This is a genomic window from Kocuria tytonicola (assembly GCF_003687455.1).
Classification (GTDB): Bacteria; Actinomycetota; Actinomycetes; order Actinomycetales; family Micrococcaceae; genus Kocuria; species Kocuria tytonicola.
The window spans coordinates 21736-27944 of the sequence record NZ_PHOA01000024.1; the positions used below are offsets into that span (position 1 = coordinate 21736).

Here is a 6209-nt window from a genome sequence, read left to right on the forward strand (position 1 = left end):
GGCGTCGAGAGAGGAAGCCCATGCCCGGCATCCCCACCCCCTACGAGGACCTCCTGCGGGACGTCCTGGAGCACGGCACCCGCAAGACGGACCGCACCGGCACCGGCACCCTGTCCGTGTTCGGGCGCCAGATCCGCTACGACCTGGGCGAGTCCTTCCCCCTGCTGACCACCAAGCGCGTGCACTTCCGCTCCGTGGCGCTCGAGCTGCTGTGGTTCCTCTCCGGCTCCTCGAACGTGCGGTGGCTGCAGGAGCGCGGTGTGAGCATCTGGGACGAGTGGGCGGACGAGAACGGGGACCTGGGGCCCGTGTACGGCGTCCAGTGGCGCAGCTGGCCCGCAGGCCACGGGGAGACGATCGACCAGATCGCGCGGGTGGTGGACTCCCTGCGCACCACCCCTGACTCCCGCCGGCACCTGGTGAGCGCGTGGAACCCCGCCGAGGTGGACCGGATGGCGCTGCCGCCGTGCCACGCCCTGTTCCAGTTCTACGTGCAGCCCCGTGAGGACGGCCCCGACGCCCTGAGCTGCCAGCTCTACCAGCGCTCCGCGGACCTCTTCCTGGGTGTCCCGTTCAACATCGCCTCCTACGCCCTGCTCACCGTGATGGTGGCCCAGCAGTGCGACATGGTCCCGGGCGAGTTCGTGTGGACCGGCGGCGACTGCCACATCTACGCCAACCACCTGGAGCAGGTGCGCACGCAGCTGGCCCGCGAACCCTACCCCTATCCCCGGCTGCGCCTGCTCCGGCGCCCGGACAGCATCTTCGACTACGCGTTCGAGGACTTCGCGGTGGAGGGCTACCGGCACCACCCCGGCATCAAGGCACCGGTGGCGGTGTGAGCACGGGCGACGTGGTGGTGGGCGCCATCTGGGCGCAGACGCCGGACGGTGTGATCGGGGTGGACGGCGGGCTGCCCTGGCACCTCTCCGAGGACCTGAAGTTCTTCGCGCGCATCACGATCGGGCACCCCGTGGTCATGGGCCGGCGCACGTGGGACTCGTTCCCGGAGCGGGTGCGGCCGCTGCCCGGGCGGCAGAACATCGTGATCACCTCCCGCCCGGAGTCCGTGCCCGCTGACGGGGAGCGCGTGTGGGCCGTGGGGTCCTACGCCGAGGCCGTGGACGTGGCACTCGGAGTGCTCGCCACGGAGCCCGCGGCCGGTCCGGAGACCGCGCCCCGGGAGATCTGGGTGCTCGGCGGGCCCAGCGTGTGGCGCGACGCCGCCGCGCACGCCGCGCTGCCGCTCACCCGGGTCCTGGTGACCACCGTGGACCTGGACGTCCCCGGGGACACCCACGCCCCGGGTCTCGACGCCGCGTGGTCCCGCACCGAGGTCCAGGACTGGACCGTGGCGGGCAACGGCACCCGGTTCCGGATCGACGAGTGGACGCGCACCCCCGTGCGATAGCGTGATCCTCCACACACCCCGAGCAGGAGGCCCCACCGTGACGAGCGCATCCACACCGAGCACCGACACCGATCCCGCGCTGCGGATCGTCCCCAACCACGACGAGTCCCGGTACGAGCTGTGGCGCGACGAGCAGTACATCGGGTTCCTGGGCGTGGAGGTGCTGCCGGACGGCACGGTGGACCTGCAGCACACCATCATCTCCGAGGCCTTCGGCGGCAGGGGCTACGCCCGCACCCTGGTGACCCGTGTGCTGGACGGGTACCGCGAGCGCGGTGTGCGGGTCCGCGCCACGTGCAGCTACGTGCAGGACTACATGGACCGCTTCCCCGCCTACCGCGACCTGCTCGCCGACACCCCTGGCCCGCGCGGTCAGGGCTGAGGCGGTCCACGGGCTCCCCACCCGGACCCGTGCGCGGGCTCGGCTCGGGGACCGCGGCGGCGGCGCGCCCCGGGCCCGCAGCCGTGGCCCAGTCCCTCGGTAGAGTGGAGGCCATGACTTCACACCCCGCAGCCGTAGGTTTCATCGGTTGGCGCGGCATGGTGGGTTCCGTACTCATGGACCGCATGCGCGCCGAGGACGACTTCACGGGACTGGACCCCGTGTTCTTCTCCACCTCCAACGCCGGGGGTGCGGCACCGGAGATTGCCGGACTCGGGGACACCGGAACGCTGCAGGACGCCCACGACCTCGATGCGCTGGCCACGCTGCCCGTGCTGGTGACCACGCAGGGCGGGGACTACACGAAGGCCGTCCACGGGACCCTGCGGAGCCGGGGCTGGGACGGCATCTGGATCGACGCCGCCTCCACCCTGCGCATGCAGGACGACGCCGTGATCGTGCTGGACCCCGTGAACCGGGACGTGATCGACGCCGCCCTGGACCGCGGGGTCAAGGACTTCGTGGGGGGCAACTGCACGGTGTCCTGCATGCTCATGGGCCTGGGCGGACTGTTCCGCAACGACCTCGTGGAGTGGGCCACGTCCATGACCTACCAGGCGGCCTCCGGGGGCGGCGCCCGCCACATGCGCGAGGTGCTGCAGCAGTTCGGCGATCTGCACGCACACGTGGCGGACCAGCTCGCGGACCCGGCCTCGGCCATCCTCGAGATCGACCGCGCGGTGCTCGCCGCCCAGCGCGGCGGGGACCTGGACACCACGCAGTTCGGAGTGCCGCTGTCCGGCTCCCTGATTCCGTGGATCGACGCGGACCTGGGCAACGGCCAGTCCCGCGAGGAGTGGAAGGCCCAGGCGGAGACCAACAAGATCCTCGGCCGCTCCGGGGAGACCGCCGTTCCCGTGGACGGGCTGTGCGTGCGGATCGCGGCCATGCGCTCCCACTCCCAGGCCCTGACCCTCAAGCTGCGGGAGGAGATCCCGGTGACGGAGGTCGAGCGGATCCTGGACGCGGACAACGAGTGGACCACCGTGGTGCCCAACACCAAGGAGGACTCGGTGCGGGACCTCACGCCCGTGGCCGCCTCCGGCTCCCTGCAGATCCCCGTGGGGCGCATCCGGCCCCTGAGCATGGGTCCGCGGTACATCTCCGCGTTCACCGTGGGGGACCAGCTGCTGTGGGGCGCCGCCGAACCCGTGCGCCGCATGCTGAAGATCGCCCTCGGGACGCTCTGAGCCGCGACCCCCGCGCCACCCGGACCTCGCGGCCCGGGTGGGGTGCCGCTCCTCGGCGGTCACCGTGGCTCCGTCCTCCGGCCCCGGTGCGGCGCGGCCCCCGCGCCGTCCGCGGAGCCGCGCGGCGGCGTCGCCGGGCCGGGGGTGGCTGCCCGCTCAGCGCCTCAGTGGGCGTCCTCGGGCGGCTCGGCGCGCAGGTGGCGCGGGCCCGGCGCCAGGCGTGGCGGCTTGGCCAGTGCGCGCCGGTGGCGACGCTCGGCCATCAGGTTGGACCACCACCGCCACACCCGCAGGGCCACGCGCTTGATGCGAAGGTTCAGCCGGTGCGCCCACTCGAACTCGGTGCTCCACACCCCGAGCCCCAGGAAGATGAACAACCAGCCGGGGCCGGGCGTCACGAGCATCACGAGGCCCGCCAGCCCGAGGATGCCGCCGAGCACGATCACGATGCCCTTGTGGAGGATCCGCAGCGCGGGGTGCCGCTCCGACCACGCGCGCAGCCGCAGGACGGCCCGGTGGACCCTGCCACCCTGCTCGCCGCGCTCGACCTCCTCGTGGAACTCGGAGCTCATGCCGGACGCGTCCTCGCCGCGGAGCGGGGCCCGGCCGCGGCGCGGGGCCCGTTCACAGGGTGAGCCCCAGCAGGACGGGCTCGGGTTCCAGGTGAACGCCGAAGACCTCGGCGACGCCGCGCTGCACCGTGCGTGCCACGGCTGCGACGTCCTCACCGGAGGCCTGCCCCCTGTTCGTCATGGCCAGGGTGTGCTTGGTGGACAGCGAGGCCCTGCCCCCCGCGACCAGTTCGCCGTCCAGCTCCAGCAGCACGTTGCGGGTGCCCGGCAGGCCGAAGCCCTTGCCGAAGCCCGAGTGGTCGATGAGCCACGCCGCGGAGAACTTCACGGCGCCCTCCACGGTGTGACCCCGGGCGTCGAGCACCGGGTAGCGCGGGGCATCCGCGGGGATGCGGTCGGTGAACTCGTGCTCGGGAACCACGGGGTTGGTGAAGAAGGAGCCGGTGCTGAAGGTGTCCCGGTCCTGGGGGTCGACCACCATGCCCTTGCGTCCACGCAGGCGCAGGACGGTCTCCCGCACGCTCGCCAGAGGGGCGCGGTCTCCCACCTCCACCCCGAGGGCCGTGGCGAGCTGGGCGTAGCGGATGGGGATGGAGTCCTCGCGGGGCTCCAGCCGGAAGGCCACGGACAGCACAACGTAGCGCGGTGAGCCGTGGGAAATGCTGCGCTTGAGCACCGAGTCCCGGTAGGAGAACTGCAGCTCCTCGAACACGAAGCAGCGCCGGGTGCGCTCCACGCGGTCCCAGGTCTCCACGCCCACGATGCTCTGGGACACCTCCGCGCCGTAGGCCCCCACGTTCTGCACGGGTGTGGCACCGGTGGTGCCCGGGATGCCCGACAGCGTCTCCAACCCGGACAGCCCGCGCTCCACGGTCTCGCGCACGAGCTCGTCCCACGGGTGGCCGGCGGCGACCCGCACCAGGACGCCGACGCCGTCGGCGTCCTCGGAGACCGAGAACCCGCGAGTGGCCACGTGCACCACCGTGCCGTCGAACGGGTGCTCGGAGGCCAGGATGTTGGAGCCCCCGCCCACCACCAGCACGCGCTCCCCCGCGCGGTCCGCGGCGGCAACGGCGTCCACGACCTCGGTCTCGGTGGTGGCGGCCACGTACCGCGTGGCGGGGCCGCCCACGGCCGTGGTCGTGAGCTCGGAGAGGCGGGGTGCGTTCATGGTGCCCGAGTCTAGTGGGGGAATCTCACAACGGCCTGGGCCTTGACGAGGACCTTGAGGGGCGTCGCCGCGGCAGGATCCGCCTCGGGCCCGGAGAGGTCCGGAGCGGTGACCGTGAGGTCCACCCGCGCGGTGCGCGCCTCGGGGTCGACCGCGCCGACCGTTCCGGTCACCGTGAGCCGGGTGCTGGGCTCCACGGCTGCGCCGAAGGCGTTCGGGACCACCACGGGCTTGGTGAAGCGGGTCTGGTAGTCCACCACGGCACCCGGGTCCCCGGCCCACTCGGTCACCAGCGCCACTGCAGCTCCCATGGTGAACATGCCGTGGGCGATCACGTCCGGCAGCCCCACCGAACGCGCGAACTCCGGGTTCCAGTGGATGGGGTTGAAGTCCCCGGACGCCCCTGCGTACCGCACGAGGTCCGCGCGGGACACCTCCACCGTGCGCTCACCGATCTGCTGGCCCTTCTCCAGGGTCCCGAAGTCCACGCTCACTGGTCCTCCCCCCGCACGAGCAGCGACGACACGGTGGTCGCCACGGGCTCTCCGTCCGTGGTGGTGATCTCCACCCGCGAGGTCACCATGGCACCGGAGCCCAGGGGCCGCACGGCGTCCACGGTGACCGCTGCGGTCAGCTCGTCCCCGGCCACGATCGGCCGGTGGTGCGTGAAGCGCTGGTCCGCGTGGACCACCCGCGAGAAGTCGATGCCCGCCGCGGGATCGTTGACCAGGGCGGCGTCGGCCCGCTGGGAGACGACGATGGCGAAGGTGGGGGGCGCCACGATGTCCGTGTACCCGGCGGCCTGCGCCGCGGCGACGTCGTGGTGGGCGGGGTCCTGGGCCTTGACGGCGGTGGCGAACTCGCGGATCTTCTCGCGGCCCACCCGGTACGGGGTGATGGACGGGTAGGTGCTGCCCACCACGTCAGCGGAAACGGCCATGCTCTCCTCGTTTCGACGAACGGTCTGCGCCCAGCCTAGCGGCCCCTCCCCCGGGCGCGGGCGTGGCGGCGGCACCCAGGGACGACCTCCGTGACGCGGAGGGTGGGCACGAGAAAGGCGCCGCTCCCCGGTGGGGAACGGCGCCTGAACGGTAGCGGTGGACGGGCTCGATCCGTCGACCTCACGATTATGAGTCGTGCGCTCTAACCAGCTGAGCTACACCGCCACATCATGGATGAAACCTGCGCATCACAGGGACCGCAGGCTGTCATCATGAGAGCCCCGACCGGGAATCGATCCCGGGACCTCCATCTTACCAAGATGGCGCTCTACCACTGAGCTATCGGGGCAACGCGGAATACTCTAACAGGACGCCCGCGCGATGCACAAAACGGGCTGCGGCCACTGAATCCGGGGCCCGGCAGGCCCGCGACACCCGGTCAGGCCGCGCCCGGCCGCACCACCCCTGCCGCACCCCCACGG

The 6209-nt window shown here is 72.2% G+C and carries 8 protein-coding genes and 2 tRNA genes; 4 read left to right on the forward strand and 6 right to left on the reverse strand.

The genetic code is table 11. The features are described from left to right. Window positions 1-20: 20 nt before the first annotated feature. The 4 genes from CWC38_RS04635 to asd all read left to right on the forward strand — a co-directional run bounded on the left by CWC38_RS04635 (window position 21) and on the right by asd (window position 3043). Window positions 21-842, forward strand: a complete 822-nt coding sequence (locus CWC38_RS04635; protein WP_121845651.1) for a thymidylate synthase — start codon at window positions 21-23, stop codon at window positions 840-842. Next, window positions 839-1411: a dihydrofolate reductase gene (locus CWC38_RS04640; protein ID WP_240625050.1), complete on the forward strand. Its 573-nt coding sequence runs from the start codon at window positions 839-841 to the stop codon at window positions 1409-1411. Before CWC38_RS04635 ends, CWC38_RS04640 begins: the two co-directional genes overlap by 4 nt. A gap of 37 nt (window positions 1412-1448) precedes the next feature. Continuing rightward, window positions 1449-1793 (forward strand): GNAT family N-acetyltransferase, encoded by a 345-nt coding sequence (locus tag CWC38_RS04645; RefSeq protein ID WP_121845652.1) that lies wholly within the window; start codon window positions 1449-1451, stop codon window positions 1791-1793. A 113-nt stretch (window positions 1794-1906) separates the two neighbouring features. Beyond that, the gene (gene asd / locus CWC38_RS04650) at window positions 1907-3043 is read left to right on the forward strand and encodes an aspartate-semialdehyde dehydrogenase (protein ID WP_121845653.1); all 1137 of its coding nucleotides are present in this window, start codon (window positions 1907-1909) and stop codon (window positions 3041-3043) included. Window positions 3044-3207: 164 nt separating this feature from the next. On the opposite strand, the gene CWC38_RS04655 is transcribed toward asd, so the two are convergent. The 6 genes from CWC38_RS04655 to CWC38_RS04680 all read right to left on the reverse strand — a co-directional run bounded on the left by CWC38_RS04655 (window position 3208) and on the right by CWC38_RS04680 (window position 6076). Continuing rightward, window positions 3208-3615: a PGPGW domain-containing protein gene (locus CWC38_RS04655; RefSeq protein ID WP_121845654.1), complete on the reverse strand. Its 408-nt coding sequence runs from the start codon at window positions 3613-3615 to the stop codon at window positions 3208-3210. A 52-nt stretch (window positions 3616-3667) separates the two neighbouring features. Then, window positions 3668-4786 carry a UDP-N-acetylmuramate dehydrogenase gene (locus CWC38_RS04660; RefSeq protein WP_121845655.1) on the reverse strand — a complete coding sequence of 373 codons (1119 nt, stop codon included), beginning with the start codon at window positions 4784-4786 and terminating at the stop codon, window positions 3668-3670. A gap of 11 nt (window positions 4787-4797) precedes the next feature. After that, entirely contained in the window at window positions 4798-5280 is a 483-nt protein-coding gene (locus tag CWC38_RS04665; protein ID WP_121845656.1) for a MaoC family dehydratase, read from the reverse strand. Next, on the reverse strand, window positions 5277-5726 hold the full coding sequence (locus CWC38_RS04670; RefSeq protein ID WP_121845657.1) for an FAS1-like dehydratase domain-containing protein: 450 nt from the start codon (window positions 5724-5726) through the stop codon (window positions 5277-5279). The genes CWC38_RS04665 and CWC38_RS04670 overlap by 4 nt, the downstream gene beginning before the upstream one ends. A gap of 152 nt (window positions 5727-5878) precedes the next feature. Next, window positions 5879-5952 (reverse strand) — tRNA-Met (locus tag CWC38_RS04675). Between the two features lie 52 nt (window positions 5953-6004). Next, window positions 6005-6076 (reverse strand) — tRNA-Thr (locus CWC38_RS04680). Window positions 6077-6209: the final 133 nt, after the last annotated feature.